Annotated in this window: 19 protein-coding genes and 1 pseudogene; 15 read left to right on the forward strand and 5 right to left on the reverse strand. The window is 54.8% G+C overall.

Translation table 11 applies throughout. The features are described 5' to 3' along the window. Nucleotides 1–9 precede the first annotated feature (9 nt). Complete coding sequence (locus QMG16_RS17760; protein ID WP_281796370.1) at nt 10–1,290, forward strand: DUF190 domain-containing protein; 1,281 nt, start codon at nt 10–12, stop codon at nt 1,288–1,290. A gap of 301 nt (nt 1,291–1,591) precedes the next feature. Here the strand turns inward: QMG16_RS17760 and QMG16_RS17765 are convergent, their stop codons facing one another. The 4 genes from QMG16_RS17765 to QMG16_RS17780 all read right to left on the reverse strand — a co-directional run bounded on the left by QMG16_RS17765 (nt 1,592) and on the right by QMG16_RS17780 (nt 7,255). Beyond that, nucleotides 1,592–2,395, reverse strand: a complete 804-nt coding sequence (locus QMG16_RS17765; RefSeq protein WP_281796371.1) for a PTS sugar transporter subunit IIA — start codon at nt 2,393–2,395, stop codon at nt 1,592–1,594. Between the two features lie 48 nt (nt 2,396–2,443). Next, nucleotides 2,444–5,113: a magnesium-translocating P-type ATPase gene (gene mgtA, locus QMG16_RS17770; RefSeq protein ID WP_281796373.1), complete on the reverse strand. Its 2,670-nt coding sequence runs from the start codon at nt 5,111–5,113 to the stop codon at nt 2,444–2,446. Then, entirely contained in the window at nt 5,110–5,349 is a 240-nt protein-coding gene (locus QMG16_RS17775; RefSeq protein WP_281796376.1) for a hypothetical protein, read from the reverse strand. The genes mgtA and QMG16_RS17775 overlap by 4 nt, the downstream gene beginning before the upstream one ends. 907 nt (nt 5,350–6,256) lie before the next feature. Next, a complete protein-coding gene (locus tag QMG16_RS17780) occupies nt 6,257–7,255 on the reverse strand; it encodes a P1 family peptidase (RefSeq protein ID WP_281796377.1) in 999 nt (332 codons plus the stop codon). 781 nt (nt 7,256–8,036) lie between these two features. On the opposite strand from QMG16_RS17780, the gene QMG16_RS17785 reads away from it, so the two are divergent. The 6 genes from QMG16_RS17785 to QMG16_RS17810 are packed head-to-tail and all read left to right on the forward strand — an operon-like array spanning nt 8,037 to nt 14,553. Further along, nucleotides 8,037–8,669 carry an RNA polymerase sigma factor gene (locus QMG16_RS17785; RefSeq protein WP_281796378.1) on the forward strand — a complete coding sequence of 211 codons (633 nt, stop codon included), beginning with the start codon at nt 8,037–8,039 and terminating at the stop codon, nt 8,667–8,669. After that, a complete protein-coding gene (locus tag QMG16_RS17790; RefSeq protein ID WP_281796380.1) occupies nt 8,666–8,995 on the forward strand; it encodes a hypothetical protein in 330 nt (109 codons plus the stop codon). The genes QMG16_RS17785 and QMG16_RS17790 overlap by 4 nt, the downstream gene beginning before the upstream one ends. Before the next feature lie 13 nt (nt 8,996–9,008). Beyond that, nucleotides 9,009–9,449 carry a hypothetical protein gene (locus QMG16_RS17795; RefSeq protein ID WP_281796381.1) on the forward strand — a complete coding sequence of 147 codons (441 nt, stop codon included), beginning with the start codon at nt 9,009–9,011 and terminating at the stop codon, nt 9,447–9,449. A 44-nt stretch (nt 9,450–9,493) separates the two neighbouring features. After that, on the forward strand, nt 9,494–10,837 hold the full coding sequence (locus QMG16_RS17800) for an efflux RND transporter periplasmic adaptor subunit (RefSeq protein ID WP_281796384.1): 1,344 nt from the start codon (nt 9,494–9,496) through the stop codon (nt 10,835–10,837). Nucleotides 10,838–10,863: 26 nt separating this feature from the next. Continuing rightward, nucleotides 10,864–13,014 carry an ABC transporter permease gene (locus QMG16_RS17805; RefSeq protein ID WP_281796386.1) on the forward strand — a complete coding sequence of 717 codons (2,151 nt, stop codon included), beginning with the start codon at nt 10,864–10,866 and terminating at the stop codon, nt 13,012–13,014. Between the two features lie 24 nt (nt 13,015–13,038). Further along, nucleotides 13,039–14,553, forward strand: coding sequence for an efflux transporter outer membrane subunit (locus tag QMG16_RS17810; protein ID WP_281796387.1), 1,515 nt, complete (start codon nt 13,039–13,041; stop codon nt 14,551–14,553). 160 nt (nt 14,554–14,713) lie between these two features. Here QMG16_RS17810 and QMG16_RS19760 read toward each other — a convergent pair. Further along, nucleotides 14,714–14,809, reverse strand: a pseudogene (locus QMG16_RS19760) (hypothetical protein); the annotation flags it as partial. A 518-nt stretch (nt 14,810–15,327) separates the two neighbouring features. On the opposite strand from QMG16_RS19760, the gene QMG16_RS17820 reads away from it, so the two are divergent. The 8 genes from QMG16_RS17820 (at nt 15,328) to QMG16_RS17855 (ending at nt 21,498) form a co-directional block, all read left to right on the forward strand. Then, nucleotides 15,328–16,062: a hypothetical protein gene (locus tag QMG16_RS17820; protein ID WP_281796391.1), complete on the forward strand. Its 735-nt coding sequence runs from the start codon at nt 15,328–15,330 to the stop codon at nt 16,060–16,062. A 202-nt stretch (nt 16,063–16,264) separates the two neighbouring features. After that, the gene (locus QMG16_RS17825) at nt 16,265–16,501 is read left to right on the forward strand and encodes a helix-turn-helix transcriptional regulator (protein ID WP_281796393.1); all 237 of its coding nucleotides are present in this window, start codon (nt 16,265–16,267) and stop codon (nt 16,499–16,501) included. Beyond that, entirely contained in the window at nt 16,498–19,422 is a 2,925-nt protein-coding gene (locus tag QMG16_RS17830; protein WP_281796395.1) for a hypothetical protein, read from the forward strand. Before QMG16_RS17825 ends, QMG16_RS17830 begins: the two co-directional genes overlap by 4 nt. Beyond that, complete coding sequence (locus tag QMG16_RS17835) at nt 19,422–19,883, forward strand: ERCC4 domain-containing protein (protein ID WP_281796398.1); 462 nt, start codon at nt 19,422–19,424, stop codon at nt 19,881–19,883. The genes QMG16_RS17830 and QMG16_RS17835 overlap by 1 nt, the downstream gene beginning before the upstream one ends. Nucleotides 19,884–20,119: 236 nt before the next feature. Then, nucleotides 20,120–20,473 (forward strand): hypothetical protein, encoded by a 354-nt coding sequence (locus tag QMG16_RS17840; RefSeq protein WP_281796399.1) that lies wholly within the window; start codon nt 20,120–20,122, stop codon nt 20,471–20,473. Between the two features lie 104 nt (nt 20,474–20,577). After that, nucleotides 20,578–20,910, forward strand: a complete 333-nt coding sequence (locus tag QMG16_RS17845; protein ID WP_281796400.1) for a hypothetical protein — start codon at nt 20,578–20,580, stop codon at nt 20,908–20,910. Nucleotides 20,911–21,013: 103 nt separating this feature from the next. Beyond that, nucleotides 21,014–21,223 (forward strand): hypothetical protein, encoded by a 210-nt coding sequence (locus tag QMG16_RS17850; RefSeq protein WP_244085295.1) that lies wholly within the window; start codon nt 21,014–21,016, stop codon nt 21,221–21,223. Next, nucleotides 21,220–21,498, forward strand: coding sequence for a hypothetical protein (locus tag QMG16_RS17855; protein ID WP_281796402.1), 279 nt, complete (start codon nt 21,220–21,222; stop codon nt 21,496–21,498). The genes QMG16_RS17850 and QMG16_RS17855 overlap by 4 nt, the downstream gene beginning before the upstream one ends. The last annotated feature ends 68 nt before the right edge of the window (nt 21,499–21,566 follow it).

The raw sequence follows: 21,566 nt of genomic DNA on the forward strand, positions 1-21,566 counted from the left end.
AAGCTGACCATGCTGCAGTACAAAGTCATCGAGATATTCACCAATGAGGAGGCCAGGTGGCAGGGACAGCCACTCTACAGCGCCGTCGTTCAGCATGTGAGCGATCTCAAAATCGCAGCGCGATGCATGGTTACGAGAGGAATAGAGGGTTCCTACGAGAGTGGGGAGATTGCCACCGGAAGGCTGGAGGTTCTTTCTTACAACATGCCTGTGCGTATAACCATCGTCTTGCCTGTTTTCGAATTCGAGCGCGTTCTTTCCACAGTGGAACGAATGGTCACGGACGGCATCATAGCAGCCAGGGATGTAGATGTCATATCCCATAAGACCCGTGGCCGATTCATACCAAGACACGTTAAAGTCCGGGACATAATGACTCCTAATCCAAAGAAAGTCGCCACAGAAACGCCCTTGAGCGAAGTGACCAGGCTGCTGCTCTCTTCCGTCTTCACTGGTCTTCCCGTGGTTGATGGGGAAAACCGCCCGGTTGGAGTCATTGCACAGGGAGACTTGATCTACAAAGCCGGTCTGCCCATGCGGCTGGGGCTCTTGTCCGAATCGGATCGTGAAAAGCGTGAGGCCATCCTCGAATCTCTTGCTCCGAAGCAGGCCCAAGAAGTCATGACGCAGCCGGCCGTTACCGTAGGAGAGGACAGACTGGTGACGGAGGCCGTAGGCCTCATGCTGGAGAAGAAGGTAAAACGCCTTCCCGTCGTGGACGAAGCAGGAAAGCTCATTGGCATACTGTCCCGCGTGGATGTCTTTCGCACCGTTATGAAAGAATGTCCGAACTGGCCCGCCCTGCAGGATAAAAACATTCTTGTCCGCGGACTGCGATTTGTTTCCGATATCATGCGCCGGGACACCTCTATGGTGCTTCCGGATACCCCCGTCGAGGAGGTGATACGCATCATAGCTTGTAACGACATTCAGCGGGTTTGTGTCGTGGACAAGGAAGGACATTTTCTCGGGCTCATTTCAGACCGGGATCTGCTCGCTTCTTTTTCGGACTACCATCCCGGAATTTGGGATTATTTCGTCAGCAAGATCCCCTTTACCGAGCGGGGCCAACGGTACAAGGAGTTGAGCGAGTATCTGCGTGCGAGGACGGCCGCCGATGTGATGAATACCAACATCGTGACGGTTCGCGAGGACACCCCCATCGAGGAGGCTATCAAACTCATGCTCGAGGGAGCCATTAAACGCCTACCGGTGCTCGACCTGGAGGGTAAATTCAAGGGGATGATCAACCGCGATTCGCTTCTGCGTACGGGATTTGCCTCCTCATAGAAGAAACGAAAATCCCCCTGCCAGGAAAAAACCTGGAAGGGGGATTTGGGTGGTCCGTACCTCTTCCATCCCTGCTGCATAATCGGAGAGGTCTTGTTTCATGGCGATGAAAGAGGCTCTCGATCGGTCCAACATGTCATGAACACATCCGGGAATATTCATCCCCGACCATGAGAATTGTAGGTCGGGGTTTCCAAACTCGACATTCGACGTCGGGAAAGGAAGCCCGACCTACAGATGGCGCATTTTCAGGCAAAAATCCCGCCTGCCGGCTTTTTGCAGCATTTGGCATGAAGTCATCTCACCTGTCTGTCTTTGGATTGGCGTCTGCCGTTTTTATCGCCAGGCAGTCGTACAAAATACGGTCTCCCTGATAGGTTACTTCCCCTCGTTTCAAGACCCGCCATCCGTCGTTTTGAAATACCCCCTCGGTCGCAAGCTTCTCAACCAGCCCGCGGGCAGAATCGAGGAATTCGACGAGATGGCGGTTTTGAGCGAGCACGATGTGTTTGAGACCGGGACCAGTGACAATGGTCACCGGCTCCACGATAAGATTTGCCAGGTCGTAGGCCGGAATGGGAGCGACGCTTGGCCTGACCTGGAGTTGAATCATTCGTGCCCGCGCATCGGGGCCAACGCACTCCCTGGTGGAGCTGATCAGGTCAAGCAGATAATCTCGGATCTCGTTCAGTTCTCCGGCTGCGCTCAGTTTCTCCATGTCTGCGTAGGATTTCAAAGCCTTGGCCAGCATGGAGGCCTCTCGCAGGAACTGGTTTCGCTGGTTTTCCGGCACGAGATACATGACGATAATCGATACGGGAATTCCATCCGGAGCGCCGTAATCGATGCCCTGGGGGCTCCACCCCACAACGCACATGAGGTCCTCTTCGAAGGGCACGCGCGTGTGGGGACAGGCCCAACCCTTCCCGAGAGCGGAATTCGCCGCGCGCTCCCTTGCCATGACCCGCTCCATCACATCGGTTCCGGCTGGAAGAGATGGAATCGCTTCGATAATGTGTGCCAGGAACTGCAGAGCATCTTCCTTGTTGTTGTCAAGCAGTTCGATCAACCTGCCTTCCTGCAGGGCGTCGAGTAAGCTATCCATGATCAATCACTCCCTTTCGGTGCATCGGTGAATCGGAAATCAGCCGATTCACCGGCTTTCGTAATTTTTGAAAAACCACATCTTCACGGTATGGGTGAGTAGCGCATATGAAAGGAGGAAGACCGCAATCCAGACCCAGTAAACAGGCGGTAATGGGACCATGCCGAGTTTCCCTGCAAAGGGTGAATAGGGCAGCCATGCACCGATGCTCATGATAACAAGAGTGGTCAGCGTCAGGTGCAGGGAAGCGCGGCTCCCGAAGAAGGGTATCCGCTGTGTTCTTATGATGTGGACGATCAGCGTTTGAGTCAGAAGCGATTCCACGAACCAGCCGGTTTGGAAAAGGCTTGTGAGCGCCTCCTTTTGATGTGGCCCCGTAGCCGGATCAGTAAAGGCACTGCAGTGGAAAAAGAACCACATTAGAGCGAAGGTCGCATAGTCGAAAATGGAGCTTATGGGTCCTATGGAGATCATAAAACGCTTAATGTTGCCGATGTCCCATTTGAGAGGCCTGGTGATCAGCTCCTCATCCACATTGTCGCTGGGAATTCCGGTTTGGGAAAAGTCGTAAAGAAGGTTATTCGTCAGAACCTGTACGGGCAGCATCGGCAGAAAAGGCAATAGATAGCTTGCGCCGACCACGCTGAACATATTGCCGAAGTTGGAGCTTGCACCCATGCGAATGTATTTGACGATGTTTGCAAAGACTTTCCTTCCTTCGATGATCCCCTCTTCAAGGACCAGGAGGCTTTTTTCCAGAAGCACGATGTCGGCGGCTTCCTTGGCCACATCAACAGCTGAGTCCACGGAAATCCCTACGTCGGCGGCTTTGAGGGCAGGTGCATCGTTGATGCCGTCTCCTATGAATCCCACTACATGGCCGCTGTCACGCAGTTCCTGGACTATTTGTTCCTTTTGAGCCGGACTGACCTTGACGAAAACGCAGGCTTCACCTGCAACGCGGGAAAAATCATCCTTTGAGAGGTGCAAGAGATCGGCACCGGTGACGATCCGTTTCGCCTCAATACCCACGTCCCGGCAGACTTTGCTGGTAACGAGTCCATTGTCGCCAGTGAGGACCTTGACCGTGACACCTGCCGCTCTCAGGAGTTCAATGGCCTCGGCCGCCGAATCTTTGGGCGGATCGAAGAAGGCGATGTAGCCGAGAAGGATCAACTCGCGTTCATCCGCAACGGTATAGGTGGTCCTGTCGCGTAGGAATTCTCGGTAGGCGATACCCAGCACACGGTAGCCGTCTTTGTTGAGTCGTTCGACCTCCTCGAAGAGGTCTTCCCGGATCATGTCGATCAGAGGATAGACTTCATCACCTATTTGATAACGGTTACAACAGGCGTAGATCTCTTCTACGGCTCCTTTGCAGATCAGTACATGATCGCCCTCGTAATCCACCACGACCGACATGCGGCGGCGTTGGAAATCAAATGGAAGCTCGTCCACCAGAGTGCAGTTCTCTTCCACATCAAGATCGGTGTGATCGAGTATGGCCCGATCGATCAGGTTGCGCAGGCCGGTTTGGTAGTAACTGTTGAGATAGGCGTAGTTCAATACATCTTCGCTCACATGTCCGGTGATGTCCACATGTTGTTCGAGAACCACCTTGTCCTGGGTAAGGGTCCCCGTTTTGTCAGTACACAGGATATCTATGGCGCCAAAGTTCTGAATGGCTGGGAGCCTTTTGACGATGACCTTCTTCTTGGCCATGGTCAGTGCGCCCTTGGCAAGGTTTACGGTAACGATCATCGGCAGCATTTCCGGGGTGAGACCCACGGCTATGGCGAGGCCGAACAAGAGGGCTTCCACCCAGTCGCCTTTGGTCATGCCGACGATAAAGAACACGGCACAAACCATGACCACCATGAACCGGATCATGAGCCAGGTGAAGGATCGCACACCCCGATCGAAACTGGTTTCTTCACGGCGCTCGGTCAATCGCTCCGAGATGGCCCCGAACATGGTCCGCGTCCCGGTGTTTACTACAACCCCACGGGCCGAGCCACTGGTGACGCTGCTTCCAAGAAAGCAGGCGTTCGAAAGCTCCCATGCGTTGTTGTGCCCACGAACCGCACTGCCGTTGGCCGTTTTCTCGACGGCCATGGACTCTCCGGAAAGTGCCGACTGGCTCACGAAAAAGTCCTTGGCTGTGAGCAGTCTCAGGTCCGCTGGGATGATCGAGCCGGCATGAAGGAGAACGACATCACCCGGCACAATCTCCGATATTTTGACCTCCGCTTCCTTACCGTCTCGCAAAACCAGTGTGCGTGACTGCACGCGTTTGCCGAGCGCCTCCACCGCGTTGTTTGAACGGCGATCGAGGATGAGGGAAAGTCCTACGCTGAGAAGCACCATTGTGCTGACGATAACCGTTGATTTGATCTCGCCGATCAAGGCCGAGACTGTGCCGATGAGCAGCAGTTGCACAACGAGAGGGCTTTTGCAGCGATGGAAGATGTCAACCCAAAACCCGGCGCGTCTTGCATGTGCCAGTTCGTTCGGCCCATATTCATCCAGGCGCCGGTCCGCCTCTTCAGAGCCCAATCCCTGGGAACTGCTGCCAAGGGCATTGAGAGCATCTCGAATCGGGAGCGCACAAAGATCGATCAAATGGCGCTCGTGATTGGTCACTTCCTGAGGTCTCTTTCGATCGAGTGATTCAGCGGTGGAATCCCGAAAGAGCCTTTTGAGAAGACCTGTAATCATGGCATAGCCTCCCGCTCGGATAAGGATTTGCAAAGAAGGCTGTGAATGCCGTGGGATGGATGACGACCATTCCACCACCGCACTTCTTCGATGCTGCAGTGGAAAAAGTTCATGCCGGCTTGCGGCGCCATTCCGGCCAGACATTGGGTTAAAACTTCGAGAAAAAATCTGAGATCAGAGGGGGTCCAGGTTTCGATAAGCGAGCGAAATCCAGGAACGATGAATGGGTTTTTCATGGTTTACCTCCGTTTCAGCCGCTACCAGGGGGCAGGTGCGTTCGGAAGCAAACCGGCGGGCTTTACACTCGGATCGAGCGCCGACCGTTCAACTCACGAACCGCTGGCCGAACCTGTAGCGATCCAGGGTCATCGAGCTCATTTTGCGGCAGTTCTTGTATCACTAGCTGGCAACTATGACTGCCATCCGAGTCACTCATAAAAGTTCCTTCCATTGGGGTTTTTATTTAGCGAGCGAGATAGCGCTCACCGGCGCTTTGAATTTTACACTTCTAAATATGGATTGCAATCCAGTTTTCGGCATCGCATCCCTTCCCGTCGGGGCGGGTCGAGACAATGGCTCCTGGAGAGTCCTGATTCCTTCGGCGTCTATTGAGTTCACCAATAGACAAGCAGCATTCGAGTACCGCATTTAAACCAGTTTGTCTATTAAAAACATTATATTAAACAATGTTTATGCATGGGGGCATCGCTTAGCGGCGTTTAACTTTATGAGGTGCGTGAACTTGCTTGGAATGCGTCGGATATCGGCGAAACTAGGCCTGACAGATTTGAGCGAGACGACTTTTCGGCTCCCCAAGACCGGAGCGGTCACAACGAAAAATGAAAAAAACGGCAGAGATGCAAGGCAATAGGGAATGCGGAAAACCACAGAGACATGGAGAACACAGCGATTTCACTTGAAGATCTTTCTCACAAATTAAGAAGCCTCGTATCCAAGGTTGGTGGGATTTATTTAAGGAGTTGGCGGATTCCAATATGCCGTTATTCACCATGGAGACACGGAGGGCACGGAGAAGATTTTGGGATTCTTAAGGGATTCCTCCGTGATCTCTGTGCCTCCGTGGTGAATGGGGATTTCAAGAGCGACTCTCCCTTAGTCTGTGCAATCTGTGTAAAGCGATGGCTAACTGCTGCAGAACTCTTCAGCCTCACACCTGATGCCCTCCAAATCCGCCAGGCATTTAAGGCCAAAGAGAGGAGAGGTTTTCTTTATGGCCGAAACGACAGCTCTTTCCATTACTCTTGCCGACAGCAGGCCGAGAGTACTCAAATCCGCTTCGACGTGTCCTGTCGCCATAGTGAATACGGTGTCCCCATCGAACATGGAATGCGCAGGCCGCATGGTTCTGGCATATCCGTTTTGAGCCATGGAGGCCAGTTTGGTGGCCTGAGATTTGGTCAGCATAGCATTGGTGACGATGATTCCGATAGTGGTATTGCCGGCAAAGAGGTTTCTCTTGTCGGCAAAAGATTGAATCATAACTGCTTCCGTGTCGGCCAATCCCGTCAGATCTTCGTTCAAGAGGCCCGCCAGCCGCTCTCCGGTTTCGGGATCGATCACGTCGCCAAGGCAGTTGACCGCAACCATCGCGCCGATTTTCAAGGCGCCCACCTGGACGGCATGACAGCCAAGGCCGCTTTTCATGGCCCGTTCCATGCCCAATACCTTGCCCACCGTTGCGCCGGCTCCGGCGCCCACATTGCCCTCTGCACACTCCAGATTCGTGGCATTTCGGCACGCCTGGTAACCCATTTCCCTGTCCGGTCTTATTTTGTGGTCGCCAATGGTCAGATCGAACAAAACCGCCCCGCAAACAATCGGAACCCTGGTCACCTGGACGTCAAAACCGATATTCCTCTCTTCCAGATATTGCATCACGCCGGAGGCCGCATCGAGGCCGAATGCGCTGCCCCCTGCCAACATGACCGCATGGATGTTTTCCACGAGGTTGACGGGATGCAGCAGATCGGTTTCGCGTGTTCCGGGCGCTCCACCCCTAACGTCAACGCCGGCCGTTGCCCCTTTTTCGCAGATGACAACAGTGCAGCCCGTGGCGGCATCCAGGTTGTGCGCATGTCCTACTGTGATATCCTCTATATCCGTGAAGGCTATTTGCTGCATGCAAAGCGTCCTTTCCGCAGTGAACCTCGGTATCGATCCAGTTTTTGCTCATCTCTTTTATGCGGCGATTGAAGGTTATACCGTGAATGGTTGAAATCAAGACTTTTCTTCATTTCATGGATTCCTGGGAGCGCGGCCATCCTGGCCGCCAGCTTCTTCTTTCATCCACGAACCGTAAGATTTTGAGATTAAAGTACATTATGCTTAGACTCATTTGGATCACGGGAATGAAAGACGTGATGTATTCATAACAACGTTTCAAAGCCGTTTCGATATAAAGACTGCTGCACAGGCGCAATGTCGCCTCACGAAAGAACAGATTTTCATCCATCCCGATCATCTTCCTTCCCATCCGAGCCTCAATTTTCCAAGGGCGCGATTGGACTCGGTTCTTAACTATGAAGAAAAAATCAACTATAGCATAACGTATTTTACTCTATAGAGCAGAAATAGCCATTTCTGCGACCCGGTTGTTTTTTTAACCAATTTAATTAATTGATAAAACAATCTTAGCATACCTTTTGCTTTTGTGGGCGAGCCGAAGGGAAGTTGTCATGAAAAGGATCTTTTTGTGTAACTTTTTTCTTCATCCGGAACACTATAGAAATGGAAAGTTGATTCAATTGAAAAACGGCTGCAGAAAAAAAGAGGGGAGGCTTCGCCGCCTTCTGTCTTATTTTAGTGGATACAGAGCATGTGGAGTATAGCCATCAGACGAAGGTGGGAGGAGGGCGGTGCAGCTCCATCCCTGTCTCGCACAAACTTTCAGCGGAACCTTAGCGTGGTCGCGGTACGAACGGTTTCGGTGGAAGAGTGCTCGACAGGCGAGACCTCGGATGCGGAGATCATCCGCTGCGTCCTTTGTGGAGATGTCAATGCCTTTGAAAAATTGATGGGGCGCTACCAGTCCCGCGTCTTCAGTATCGTCATGAAGCACGTACCCGCCGAGAGCGTGGAGGACGTGGCCCAGGAGACCTTTCTGGAGGCGTACCGTTCCTTGAGGTCCTTTTCCGAGAAAAGTCCATTCAGCCACTGGCTTTCCAGGATCGCCACACGCTGTTGCTATCACTTTTGGCGCGAACGCAGCGGGAATCCAACAGTGCCGGTGAGCAGCCTTTCTGATGACGCGGAGCAATGGATGGATCGTGTTCTAGCCGCCAGCTCGCATGAAGCCTTTGAACAGGAAGCGGAAAGGCAAGAAGCCGCGGAAGTTCTGGCCTATGCATTGGGTGAGCTCTCCATTGAAGATAGGATGGTCCTGACTTTGGTGCATCTCGACGGCTACCCGGTCAAAGAGGCTGCGACTCTCCTCGGCTGGAATATTGTTTCAGTCAAGGTACGCGCCCACAGGTCCAGGCGTAAGCTCCGCAAAATCGTCTCCGATTTGTTGAATGAGAAGCGAGGTGGAGTATGAAAAAGCAGAGCGATGAGATCCGAAAAGTTGAAGAGGCTCTCATTCACTTTCACCGGAAGCCGCGTTGCCATTCCATCGATCCTGCCTGGCAGGAAGATGTGATGTCGCGCATTGTCAGGGAGGCTCCACCGCGCAGTGTTCCGGCCCTCAACGGCTCAGGAACAGCTCGAACTGCCTGGCGTTTTGCTCTGGCAGCCTCTCTGGTGGCGTTGCTTCTGGCCGGATACCTGATAGTCTCGAACCGGGATGTTCAATACCAGATGGCTGAGCTCATCCTGGACGATTCAACCAATGCGGACCTCGCCGGTTCCTTCATAAACCGGTAAAAGGGGGGCTGTAGTGAAAAAGCTGAAACTATGGACAGGACTCCTGGCGCTGTTCCTTTCAGGATGCTTCATTGGAGCTATGGGTGCCTGGATGGCCGGGGAATACCATATCATGAATGTTCTCCATCACGACAGGGGTGATATTCCACGGATCATCATCGATAAGCTCACTCGCGAGCTGGATTTGAACGAGTCCCAAAAAGCGCGTATCACCGAAATTGTCTGCCGGACGCATGCGGAACTGATGGACCTTCACCGGCGCACGCAACCCGAAAGGGAACAGATCCTGGAGCGGAGCACTCTCCAGATGAAAGCGGAGCTTTCACCCGAGCAGCAGAAAAAGCTGGATGCACTCCACCAGGAGATGGAGGAGCGTCGGGCGAAGAGAAAGCCCGGAAGCAAAGACGAGAGTGGCAACCCCTGTGAATCATCGCCTCAGGAATTTAAAAACTGACCCCCCCTCTGTTCCCTCTTTTCAAAGGAAAGTGAGAATACCAAGTGAATCGAACCATCAAGCGAACCTTCGTTGCAGGCATCCTCCTGGTGGGGGCGGGAGCCATGGCTCTCTTCTTTACCTCTGCTAAAAACCAATCCACACCTTCTTTCCGTCTGGCGTCCGTTACCCGGGGCGACCTTCAAACCGTCATCAGTGCTACGGGCACGGTGGAACCCGAAGAACTGGTGGACGTTGGCGCTCAGGTAGCGGGGAAAATCCTCAGTTTTGGAAAAGATGCCGCCGGCAAGGTCGTCGACTACGGCTCCCCCGTGGAAGTGGGGACGGTCCTGGCCAAGATCGATGACGCCCTCATTGCCGCGGATGTGGCCCAGGCGGAAGCGCAGTTGGGGCAGGAAAATGCGGCTCTGGAGCGAGCGCGAGCGGATCTCCTGCAGCTTCAAGCCAAGAGTGTGCAGGCGGAAAGAGACTGGAACCGCGCCCGGAAGCTGGGCCCTTCGGACGCTCTTTCCCAGAGCGCCTACGATGCCGCCCTGTCGGCGCATGAAGTGGCTAAAGCCAATGTGGCTGTAGGACAGGCAGCCATCGAACAGGCGCGAAAAGCCGTCTCCCAGGCGGAAGCGGTCCTGAAGCGCGCCCGTCAGAACCTGGACTATTGCACCATCAAATCCCCGGTAAAAGGGGTGATCATCGACCGGCGGGTGAATATCGGCCAGACGGTGGTCGCCAGCCTCAACGCTCCGAGTCTCTTTTTAATTGCCAAGGACTTGAAACGCCTTCAGATCTGGGTGGCGGTGAACGAAGCGGATATCGGCAGCATCCGGGCCGATCAGCCGGCGGTATTTACAGTGGATGCCTTTCCGGGCGAAACCTTTGAAGGAAAGGTGGGCAAGATCCGCCTCAATGCCACAATGACGCAGAACGTGGTCACCTACACCGTGGAGGTCAATACGGACAATTCCAACGGCAGACTGCTTCCTTATCTCACAGCCAACGTGAAGTTCATCGTGAACGAACGCCAAAATGTTCTGGCGGTACCCAATGCGGCTTTGCGCTGGACCCCGGATCCTGAAAGGATCGCCCCCGAAAGTCGAAAGGCTTTCGAATTGGAACGGAAAACAGGAACGGAAGCCTCGGGTGAAAAGGCTTCCGGGAGAGGCAAGGCCGAGGGCGAGCGGGGAACCGTGTGGATTCCCGAGGGAAACTTCGTGCGGCCCGTTTTCGTTCGGACCGGACTCAATGACGGTCTTCAGACGGAGATCGAAGGCCAAGGCCTCGCGGAAGGAATGCAGGTTGTCATCGGGGAGCAGGCCAAGGGGGGGCCAGCGACCGCTCAAACGGTCAACCCGTTCACGCCCAAATTGCCCGCAAGGGGGCCGCGACATTAGGTTTTATCAGTAAGAGGTCATATCCTGTGGAACTTGTGGAACTGCACAATATTCATAAAGTCTATCAAATGGGGGAAATCGCCATGCCCGTACTGCGGGGAATTTCCCTCAAGATTTCTCGCGGTGAGTATGTAGCCCTCATGGGCTCATCAGGATCGGGTAAAACGACCCTCATGAACATCCTGGGATGTCTGGATCGCCCCACCTCGGGAGAGTACCGGCTCGATGGACGGGATGCAGGGGCACTGTCGGCGGATGAGCGGGCTGTGCTCCGCAACCAGACCATGGGATTCGTCTTTCAGAACTTCAACCTGCTTCCGCGCACGAGTGCTCTGGAAAATGTCCGGATGCCTCTGGCTTATTCGCCCGATCCCCCTTCGGAACGGGAGGGGCGAAAACGGGCGGAAGCCATGTTGGAGCGGGTGGGGCTGGGGAACCGAATCCACCATGAGCCTTCGCAGCTTTCGGGCGGACAGCAGCAGCGCGTGGCCATCGCCCGCGCCCTCATCAACCAGCCTCCAATTCTTTTCGCCGATGAACCCACGGGCAACCTCGATTCCCGCACCAGCGAAGAGGTGATGCAGATCTTTCGGGAACTGAACCAGGAGGGTGTGACCATCATCATGGTCACCCACGACGAATCCGTCGCCCGGTATGCCAAACGCGTGGTTCGTATTCGGGATGGGATTGTTGAATCGGAGCAATCCGGAGTACAGGCGACTGCGGAGAGTAGCCAGGAGAAATGGCCAATCCGGGAGGAAATTTCCGGTGCAAGAAAGAGCTCGGCGGCAAAAGCCCTTACTAGAGGACTCCATATGCTGCGTACGGCATTCACGGGGCTTCGCCGGAATATGCTGAGGGCAGCTCTTACCACGCTGGGCATCATCATCGGGGTCTCGGCGGTCATTGCCATGATGGAAATCGGGCAGGGTTCGTCGAGGTCCATTCAGCAGACCATCGCCAGCATGGGAGCCAACAACATCGCAATCATGCCTGGGACGGCTGCCAGTGGCGGAGTCACTTTCGGTGCCGGAACCAGCATGACCCTCACCCCCGACGATGCCAAAGCCATTCAAACCGAAGCGTCTGCGGTGCGTACAGCCGCGCCCATTGTGAGAGCGCGTACTCAGGTGATTTACGGCAATCGCAACTGGGTTCCGAGTGAAATCTCCGGGACCACCCCTGCCTATCTCGACGCGCGGGAGTGGGGCGTGGCCGAAGGTGAAGGTTTTTCAAATCAGGATGTGCGCCGTGGCGCCAAGGTATGCATTCTGGGGCAGACGGTGGCGAGGGAGCTTTTCCAGGGTGAACCTCCTTTGGGGAAGGAAGTGCGCATCAATAATGTTCCCTTTACCGTGGTCGGCATCTTGAGTCCCAAAGGGGCCAACATGATGGGAATGGACCAGGACGATGTGGTCCTGGCTCCCTGGACAACCATCAAATACCGGGTTACGGCCAAATCGCTCAGCACCACCAACCAGAGCGCTTCGACCACCAGCACCTCCAGCACTTCCACTACCAGCAGCACCAGCGATCTCTACCCCTCCACTGGAAGCAGCCTGTACCCTGAACAGTCGGCGACTCAGGCGGCCAACACCCCTCTGCCCGTGCGGTTCACCAACGTCGACCGTATCCTCGTCGCGGCAGCTTCTTCCACAGAGGTCCAAAACGCCATCCGGCAGATCACCACCATCTTGCGGGAGCGCCACCGCATAAGGCCTGGAGAACCCGACGACTTCAACATTCGAGACATGACGGAAATGACCAAAGCCATGACTTCCACTGCCTCTATGATGACCCGGCTGCTGCTGGCTGTCGCCCTCATTTCCTTACTGGTGGGAGGTGTAGGCATCATGAACATCATGCTGGTCTCGGTGACGGAACGAACCCGCGAAATCGGTTTGCGCATGGCCGTAGGGGCCTGGCGGCGGAATATCCTGCAGCAGTTCCTGGTGGAATCCGTCGCCTTGTGTTTTTTCGGGGGCGCCGCCGGCATTCTTGTGGGGCGTGGAGCCTCCATCCTGGTGTCCATGCTCCTGCATTGGCCTACTGCGCCATCCATGGAAGCCATCCTGGCTGCGTTTATAGTCTCCACGAGTGTTGGAATCCTTTTTGGCTACTATCCCGCGTGGAAGGCGTCGCGACTCGATCCTATCATCGCCCTGCGCTACGAATGAACTGTCACTCACGAAAGAATGTTCATGCTGAAAAAAAACCTCGAAGAAAAAACGCCTTGTCGAAAAGCGGAAGTCTTGAAATACGCATCCCTCGTGGTCTTTGGGTTCTGCTGGATAACGGGCTGCACTGTGGGACCTAATTTCAAGCCTCCCAACCCGAGTCTCCCGGCGGCATGGAAGGGAGCGACGGCCGCCGATTCCGCTCGCATCAGCACAACCGTTCCGGAACCGGTGACTCTCGTGGAATGGTGGAAGAGCTTCAATGACAGTACGCTCTCTTCCCTTATGGAACGAGCCATGCGGTCCAACCTCGATGTTCGACAGGCAAGTGCCCGCATCCGGCAGGCAAGAGCTTCCCGCGGGGTGGGGGCCGCTGCCTTGTGGCCGACCCTGGATGCCTCGGCCCTCTATCGCCGCAGCGGGAGTGGAGATTCCTCGTCGGGGGGCAACACCACTGACACTTCCTCGCTCATCAGAGGGGGAGGAGACCAGAACCTCTTCAGTGCGGGCCTGGATGCTGCCTGGGAGCTGGATTTTTTCGGCGGAACACGCCGAAACATCGAAGCGTTGGACGCTGACCTTCAGGCAACGGTTGAGGATCGTCGCGATGTGTTGGTGACCCTCCTGGCCGAGGTCGGAGTGAACTATATCGACCTTCGAGGCCTCCAAGGGCAGAAGGCCATTGCCGAGGAGAATCTTCGGGCACAGCAGAAGACGGCGGATATCACGCGGAGACGTTTTGAAGCGGGGTTTGTGACCGGCCTCGACGTAGCCAATGCGGCAGCCCAGACGGCCACCACAGCATCCCGGATACCGGTCCTCGAAGCGAGCATTCAGAGTACCATTTACAATCTCAGCGTCCTGCTGGGTGAACCCCCGACCGCCCTGGCGCAGGAGCTCCAGGAGAAAGCCCCCATCCCGGTGACACCGCCGCAAATCCCCATAGGGCTGCCGTCGGACCTGATTCGCCGTCGCCCGGACATCCGCCGCGTGGAAGCGCAGATACACGCGGCCACAGCCCGCATCGGAGTTGCCACGGCCGACCTTTACCCGAAGTTCTCTTTGACCGGTAATCTCCAGTTTTCTGCCGATGATTTTGCCTCCGTCGCGAACTGGAACAACCGATCCTGGTCTGTCGGGCCGAATGTACTGTGGCCGATTTTCGATGCGGGGCGCATCCGCTGGAACATCGAGGTCCAGAAGGCGGTCGAGGAACAGACGCTTCTCGCTTATGAACAGACAGTCCTTTCGGCGCTGAAGGATGTGGAAACGTCGCTGGTGGCCTATGCCAGGGAACAGGAAAACCTCAAGCTGCTGGGAGAGGCGGTCATGAACAACCGCAAGGCTGTGGACCTGTCCATGGAACTCTATACCTCCGGACAGACGGACTTTCTGAATGTCATCACGGCACAGCAGTCCCTCTTCGTTTCAGAAGAAGCTCAGATTCTAAGCCGCCGCAACCTGGCCATTGATGGAGTCTCTCTCTACAAGGCTTTGGGTGGGGGATGGGAAAAAGGTGAGGAGGGGATGGTTCGATAGATACAAACAAGGAGCACCGCCATGGAAGATAGCGCCGCCGGAGAAGAGATGAAATCACATTATGAAAAAGAGAGGAGCGTCCCGTGAAATTTGTGGCGCCATGCTTGATCACTTCAGCATCACTCAACTTCCGCAGCTTGCCAACAACCAGAAGGGCAACCATCATTCGCAGCGACTTCCCGGTCCGTCCCTTTCCTTTGCGGTAAAAACCGGCCAGCCGCTCAATGACCTTCTGCCACGGAATGATCCGGCGCATGATCACCAACTCGTTTAAAAAATCTCTCACGTTCTGTCTGACCCACTCTTCGGAAAATGCTTCTTTAAAGATTCCGAGTGAAGGAAGAAAGGATCTGGGGAAGACCTTGAAGGGGAAACCATCTAGTTCGGCAGATGAAAAACAGGTCTGCCGAACCTGACCGCGCTTAGCTTTCTAAGCGTTTCATTCGGCAAGGTTCGGCAGAAATTTGGCAAAAGATGGCTTAAGAGCCGACTTTTCTAATGATTTCAAGCATGGTGCCGAAGGCCGGATTCACTAAGAAGGCCTCAAGTTATTGAAATCATTAGATCCGACATGCTCAAAAATGCGGGTTTTTGACCCCAATCCGCAACCTATACGCAACCAAATTCAAGAATTTGCATTGAACATGAAAAGCGATTAGAATACGCACAATTTCCAAGGGATAGGGACGGATTAGCTACCCTTCTCGAAAAGCCCGGTTTCCTGGCCGGGTTTCCCTTGGATTCCTCCCAGGGCGCTTACAGGAGGCGCAAGAAATGAAGTGGATCAGCGGGCGGGAGTTACATGGAAGGTTTCAGGGCGACATATCAAAAATCATTGAGCCTGTAAGGCAAGGGGTTATCACTCCCTATCTTCTTGCCGAACCGATGACATGGAGTGATCCCGATGAACATCAGGGGGCGCATAGACTCCTGCCCACGCGTTCAGATAGGTCGAAATACGACACGCTTCAATGGCTGAGATTCAGGCGGGCAAAATTGAGAGAATGGCTGAATCAAAGCGACGATGAGATTCGTGCGGCTGATGAATGGATGGAGAGGATACCGATCAGAGATCCAGTCCAACGGAGGGCCAGAAAACAGAAGGAACTTGCTGACGTTAACCGGGACATAGAGAAGTTTGAGAACGAGCTTGAACCCGCGAAGATATGGAGGATCTTAAAGCAATCGGATTTGTCCCCGGCGAAAGAAGAGCAACTAAAGGCGCTTCTCCTCGAAAGCTATTACTTGACGGAAGAGGTTGAAAAAATAGATCGGGATAAAAAGCCCCCACAAAAGGCACGGAAACGTGATGCAAAGGCGGCCGCAAACGAGGAAGTCCGGGAATTTGCCAAGAAAAAGTATCAAGAAGGGTTCAAGATGGAGATCATAGTGGACTTACCGGAGATCCGTAAAATTTACAAAAAGCATCAAGTGGAGATTCCATCCTTATCGTATCTCAGGAAACTGATTCAAGGGCCGGGCAAACCTGGCCGACCCCGCAAAGAATAGACCCCCACCGAATCAAAAAAAACTGGATGATTTGGCCGCATGGAGTGAAACCATAGCGGCTTTTTTTGTTGAAATGATTCAGAAAAAAACTGGATGATTTCATAAAATCCAGATTTTCCGAATAAATCCAATTTTATATTAAAAATCAATTGCTTATGCTTGCACCATCTTGATTAACCCTTACGACTAAGGAGCTTTCAAAATGGTGCATAAGAATCCTGCCGAACGAGAATACCTCGATAAGAAGCAGCTCGCCGACTACTTCGGCATGAGCGAGCGGACCATCAATCATTTCCTGAAAAAAGGGCTTCCCCATTTCCGGGTAGGACGGAAGGCACTCCGTTTCAAACGGACGGAAGCGGACGTGTGGTTTGAGCGGTTCAGGGCGGACGAAGCAAACGCGGTTGACAAGCTGGTTGCTGAGGTAATGGGCCAATGAGCGAAATTTCCCTCTCCGTCATTACCGCAACGAAACCCGAACGACTCTCTAAGGGCTTCAAATACGTCAGCGGAGGCGTTTTACAGAAGATCCCAGGCGGGCAGCTTGTCGAAGGTATCATTGAGCTTCGCGGCGTTTCCGTTTCTGGCTTTGCCTCTCTCCTGAAATCTCTTCACCCCGGCCAGGCGCTTACATACGGGGTTTCTGCACATGACAGGGCGCGTATCGTCACTGCTGAGGCATTAACAAAGACATCGGACGACGGCGCATTGCCGACCATCGCACGGACCCGTGAACATCTTCATTGGCCGGAAGGCGCTGGCATTTTGATGCTCGACTACGATCCCCAGCCCGGCAAAGAACCGTTGACCCCCGACGAATTGCGACGGACGTTTTACAGTGTCTGCCCCGAGTTGAAGACGGCGCCGCACGTTTGGACCGCTTCGGCATCAAGCTGTATTTGCCGGACGGACAACGGCGAAGAGTTGCGCGGGATCATGGGCCAGCGAATCTACATCTTCGTTCAGGATGCTTCCGACATCCCACGGGCCGGGCAAGTCTTTTTCGATCGGCTATGTCTTGCCGGGTACGATTTCTCTGTCATTTCAAAGAGCGGGGCATTCTTTTGGCGAACATTGATTGATGGCGCAGTCCATCAACCTGAACGGCTCGATTTCGCGGGCGGGGCGGCTTGCGGGCCAGGAATCGAACAGCGGCGGCCGGACCCAGTGATTTACAACCCGGATGGGGCTTTCCTCGATACTCGCACGGCGCTTCCCGACCTGACACCGGATGAAAAGAAACGGCTTGCAGAACTCAAACGGGCGGCACGGGCGGCGGCAAAACCGGAAGCGGACCAGGCGCGGGAGCTGTGGGTTGAAGACCGCCTTGCACAAATGGTCAAGGGGAATCCCGATCTTGACCGGGAACGGACCCGGGACGAACTGACACGGGCTGTCAAAGAGCGGAGGCTCTTCGGAGACTTCCAGATCTGCACCGAAAAGCACGGCGTGCTGACCGTCGGACAGCTCCTCGACAACCCCAAAAAGTACCACGGCATCCGCTGTCATGACCCGCTTGAACCGGACTATGGGAACGACCCGCGAATTGCCCAGGCGAATCTTCGGACGGCCGGGAAACCGTATATATGGAGCTTTGCTCATGGGGGGCAGCGATACACCCTCCATCGTGCTGTTACAACCGTTCGGATAGAGGGCGGCGAGCTGCAATCCATCACCGGGCGATGCCTGGAGCTCATGCGGCTTGATGGGACCATTTACGAGCGTGGAGGGGAGCTTGTCCGACTCGCCGAGGGCAAGCCCAATCCATTGAGCCCGGAATGGTTGCGCTGGTATTTGACCGGGCTGATTCGCTTCGAGAAATACGATGCCCGCGCCGGGGAGTGGCTGACGAAAGATTGCCCGGTAGACCTGGCTAAAACGGTCCTGGCGATGTCTGGATCGTGGGGGCTTCCGAGGCTGACCGGGATTATTACCGCACCGACAATCACCCCCGAGGGGCGCGTTATTGACCAGGAAGGACACGATGAAGAAACGGGCCTTTACCTGGACTTCCCGGACCCGGAAGGACGCTGGCGGGCCATTCCCGAGAAGCCGACCGAAACCGAGCTTAAAGCGGCGGCTGAAACCGTTTGGAAGCCGTTTGAACTGTTTCCGTTTGTCGATCCAGTTGCACGCGGCTCGATGCTCGCGGGGATTCTCACGGCGACTACGCGGCCGCTTCTTCCCACGGCGCCGGGCTGTCTTTTAACCGCACCATCGGCCGGTTCCGGCAAGACCTTGCTGGCGCTTTGCCTGGCGGCATTGGCCGGGCAGGAACCCGAGGTATACCCACGGGCGAAGGATGATGACGAGCTGCGCAAGCGGTTTTTGGCAGCATTTCGTGGCGGTGCGGGCTGCATCATTTTCGACAATCTATCCGGCCATTTTGAATCAGACACACTCTGTGCGGTCTCAACTACAGGGACCATCACCGACCGCATTTTAGGTGAATCCAGTACACTGACCGTGCCAGCGAACGCACTGATAGTGCTTACCGGCAACAATGTTTCCCTCGTCGGCGATTTGGGGCGGCGCTTCATTTCCGTTCGAATCGACCCTCAAATGCAAACGCCTTGGCAGCGGAGCTTTCCCTTCGATCCCCTGGAAGATTGCCGGACGCATCGCCTTGAGTTGATTCGGGCCGGGCTGATGCTTCTCAAGGGCTTTCTGGCAAGTGGGGCGCCGAAGCCACAAGACAGGCTCGCGAGTTTTGAAGCGTGGAGCGACTTCATACGCGGCTGCGTGTGCTGGATCGGAAAGAACGGATGGCTGGACGTGATGGACCCGGTTGCCTCGATCACGGAGAATTTCGAAGCGGACCCGGAAACGAGCAAACTCGCGGCGTTATTGGACGCATGGCACACGAATTTCGGGAAAGACGGAAAGACCGTCGCGCAAGTTATCCGAACGGCTGAAGCGGACAAAGACTCCGAACTTTGGGCCGCGTTGGATGAAATCGCGGGCGAGCGGGGCGTAATCAATTCCCGGCGATTGGGCCGATGGATCGAAAAACACCAAGGGCGGATAGTTGAAGGCTTGCGCTTCTCCAAAGAGGGAACCCGGCAAAAAATCGGAGTGTGGAAGGTGGGTTTGGTAGATTTAGTGGGTGTCGCTAAACCCTATACGGAAAACTGTCACGTGACATATTTATATAATGGGGGAAAACACCCCCACCAAACACCTAAAACCCACCTTTCAACCTGTGCCGACTGCCTGAACTTCACGGCGAACCGATCCGATCCCAAGAACAAACCGGGCACCTGTCCCGAAGCACCGGACGGTAAATTCACCAAGATGCCGACCGATGGGGGCGATTGTCCCAAATTCAAGGCCGGGACACATAAAAGGGAGGCGGTTTAATGAAAGTCTTATGCGACACCAGGGAACAACGGCCGTTTTCCTTCAAACGCTTTCCGGGGACCATCGTGGAGCGGACCGGGTTGAAGACCGGCGACTACTCGCTTCACGGATATCAGGATCGTGTGGCGATTGAACGGAAGGAACTGAACGACCTGATCCAATGTCTCATGCCTCCAAACAGGGCGCGCTTTGAGCGGGAGCTTTGTCGGGCGCAATCACTGGAATGCTTCGCGGTTGTGGTGGAGGCGAGCATGGACGACGTGCGCCAGGGCCGATACATGAGCCAGATGAGGCCGCACAGCGTCCTTCAATCAATCGCGGCGTTTTCGGTGAGGTATCGCGTCCCCTTCATTTGGTGCGGCAGCCGGGCCGGGGCGGAATACTTGACCTTTTCCCTCCTGGAGAAGTTTCAAGCCGAGGACGAAAAGCGCACCGGAAGACTTGAGAAAGGAACGGCATGAAGAATCATTCAAAAGCTGGATGTGTTTGGGGGCGATACGGGCACCTGTGGGGCGCTCCGTTTTATCGAGACGGGGAACCTATCACATGCCTGGTATGTCAAGCCGTGATAGCGAAGCGGACCCGGCAGGGCAGAGGAAAGCGCAAGGGCAAAAAGTAAACCCTGGCAGGCGGCGGACCTCCCAGGGCACGTGTAAAAGCTCAACGAGAATTTAGCACATAGAAGGGAACATAGACAATGAGCGTAATCGAATTTCCCGTAAAACCTTGGTACGAAAAACTGTCATGGGAACGGGCTCAGAACGCCGCGCGGCTTGTGGGCTACGACGCTGAAGAGGCTCTTGAATCGTACCACGGCGGCGGCGGGATGAACTTCATACGACCGGACGACCGGCAGTTTTACATGACATCCCTTTTGACTCATATCTTCTGCATGATGGAAGAGGACGACCCGCCGACCAGGTGGGAGGATTTGCCCGAGGAGGTGCGGGACTTCTACACGGAAGCCTCGCGGCTGGAGGCGGACGACCAGCGGCGAAGAGACCATGCGACATCCGATAGCTTTAAGCGCCATTTCGGGATGAAAATCTAACTCAGATCGGGAGGCGGTTTTGTTGCCGTCTCCCAGGAAAGGGACGCCATATGAATTATGTGATCCGAAAACCAGCACAAACCAAGCCGAGGGATGCAAAACCAGTGTTTCAACAAAAGCCAGCGGAGACGATCCCGCGCGTTGACCCTCCCACCAAGGAAGCCAGAAAGTCCGAGACGCCGAAAGAGCAAGCCAAGCCGAAACGAAAGCCGTTCTCTGAGCTGTGCGGGCAAGACCTCACGTTTCAAACGCGGATAGGGACCATTGTGGAAGGGCACGTAACCGGCACGGAAAGCGGCTATTTCCTGCTTAAAAACGTTCGAATCGTAGGGAAGGACCATGAAGCCCGTGTGCCCTGGACGTGGCTGAATCAGGCGGTTGTGGCGCATATTCACCCGGCAGGGGCGGCGGTGACGAGAAGGGAGGCGGACGCCTAACAGATGACGCTTTTTGTAACAAAATTGTATCATTTCTATATGCTTTTTGATGTCAAAGATTTGACGATCCATTTGAAAACATTGCTCAATCATGAGGACACCCATGGCTATACGATTGAAAACACTCGATGATGTGCGCCGATACCTGGCAAATCTGATAAACCGGGTTGAACGGGGCGAAGTGGACCCGGCTATTTCCGGGCGCCTTGGATACTTGTGCAATATCCTGTCAGGGGCAATCAAGGACGGCGAGCTCGAACGGCGGCTTGAACAGCTTGAGGAGCTTGTGGAAAAGCAGGAGGCGAACCGATGAACTTGAAAGACCGGCTCAAGCGGCTTGAACGGAAGATGACCGATGAAATGGAGGAATTCACACTGGATGATGGAACAACGGCGCGACTGCCGGCGGGGGCGGGCCTGGAAGCGTTTTGCGCGGTCATGGATAACGTCATGGCAAGCGGGACCGGGGCGCCACTTAAGCCCGTGCCCTACCGGGATGTTTTCCTGAAAGTATCCACTGAAAAGACACTCGACCTCGGGACGGCGATCCGGGGACTCCTTGAGACTGAGGACGACGAGAACGAGTAATCCCGGTCAGGAGGGGACCGGGTGATTTTCTGGACGTGTTTAGATATGGACCGACCCGAGAAAGTGGA

This window comes from Desulforhabdus amnigena (assembly GCF_027925305.1).
GTDB classification, from domain to species: Bacteria; Desulfobacterota; Syntrophobacteria; order Syntrophobacterales; family Syntrophobacteraceae; genus Desulforhabdus; species Desulforhabdus amnigena.

What these genes read in the sequence shown, in the direction of transcription:
- QMG16_RS17760 (WP_281796370.1), top strand. Translation starts at nt 10, where the DNA reads ATGCTGCAGTACAAAGTCATCGAGATATTCACCAATGAGGAGGCCAGG.
- QMG16_RS17765 (WP_281796371.1), bottom strand. Translation starts at nt 2,395, where the DNA reads ATGGATAGCTTACTCGACGCCCTGCAGGAAGGCAGGTTGATCGAACTG.
- mgtA (WP_281796373.1), bottom strand. Translation starts at nt 5,113, where the DNA reads ATGATTACAGGTCTTCTCAAAAGGCTCTTTCGGGATTCCACCGCTGAA.
- QMG16_RS17775 (WP_281796376.1), bottom strand. Translation starts at nt 5,349, where the DNA reads ATGAAAAACCCATTCATCGTTCCTGGATTTCGCTCGCTTATCGAAACC.
- QMG16_RS17780 (WP_281796377.1), bottom strand. Translation starts at nt 7,255, where the DNA reads ATGCAGCAAATAGCCTTCACGGATATAGAGGATATCACAGTAGGACAT.
- QMG16_RS17790 (WP_281796380.1), top strand. Translation starts at nt 8,666, where the DNA reads ATGAAAAAGCAGAGCGATGAGATCCGAAAAGTTGAAGAGGCTCTCATT.
- QMG16_RS17810 (WP_281796387.1), top strand. Translation starts at nt 13,039, where the DNA reads ATGCTGAAAAAAAACCTCGAAGAAAAAACGCCTTGTCGAAAAGCGGAA.
- QMG16_RS17820 (WP_281796391.1), top strand. Translation starts at nt 15,328, where the DNA reads ATGAAGTGGATCAGCGGGCGGGAGTTACATGGAAGGTTTCAGGGCGAC.
- QMG16_RS17825 (WP_281796393.1), top strand. Translation starts at nt 16,265, where the DNA reads ATGGTGCATAAGAATCCTGCCGAACGAGAATACCTCGATAAGAAGCAG.
- QMG16_RS17830 (WP_281796395.1), top strand. Translation starts at nt 16,498, where the DNA reads ATGAGCGAAATTTCCCTCTCCGTCATTACCGCAACGAAACCCGAACGA.
- QMG16_RS17835 (WP_281796398.1), top strand. Translation starts at nt 19,422, where the DNA reads ATGAAAGTCTTATGCGACACCAGGGAACAACGGCCGTTTTCCTTCAAA.
- QMG16_RS17840 (WP_281796399.1), top strand. Translation starts at nt 20,120, where the DNA reads ATGAGCGTAATCGAATTTCCCGTAAAACCTTGGTACGAAAAACTGTCA.
- QMG16_RS17850 (WP_244085295.1), top strand. Translation starts at nt 21,014, where the DNA reads ATGGCTATACGATTGAAAACACTCGATGATGTGCGCCGATACCTGGCA.
- QMG16_RS17855 (WP_281796402.1), top strand. Translation starts at nt 21,220, where the DNA reads ATGAACTTGAAAGACCGGCTCAAGCGGCTTGAACGGAAGATGACCGAT.